Origin of the sequence: Stenotrophomonas sp. A3_2, assembly GCF_036624925.1 — a bacterium.
Taxonomy (GTDB): Bacteria; Pseudomonadota; Gammaproteobacteria; order Xanthomonadales; family Xanthomonadaceae; genus Stenotrophomonas; species Stenotrophomonas hibiscicola.
In genome coordinates this window covers 1-356 of sequence record NZ_JAZKVY010000143.1, presented here as the reverse complement: position 1 = coordinate 356, position 356 = coordinate 1, and the positions used below count along the sequence as shown (strand labels likewise).

At 58.7% G+C, this 356-nt stretch carries 1 protein-coding gene; it reads left to right on the top strand.

The features are described from left to right. Positions 1–236: 236 nt before the first annotated feature. A partial coding sequence (locus R5H29_RS03950) for a helix-turn-helix domain-containing protein (RefSeq protein ID WP_332328787.1) occupies positions 237–356 on the top strand: 120 nt, incomplete at its 3' end.

The window sequence follows — 356 nt, the reverse complement described above, 5'->3', positions numbered from 1 at the left end:
GGGAACGATCGTACATTGACAGAAGCAGGAGTGGTAGTTGGGTTCCGCGGCACCGGTCAATTCACCCGAGCAGACGACACGCCTTCGCGAGGCGGCTCTGGATTATGCTTGCCAGGAAGGTCTGGCTGTTGAGTTGCACTGAGAAGTGACCCGGGAGGGTTATAAGTTTTCACTGAGAATTGACCCATGTTTTCCTCGCCCCTGGCTGACAGTCAGGAGGCATCGGAGTGATCGACATGGACCTACTCAGTGTGATCCGCCGCTGGCATTTCCGGGAAGGGATGCCGATCCGGGAGATCGAACGGCGCACCGGCTTGTCCCGCAACACGATCCGCAAGTACCTGCGAGCCGGCACG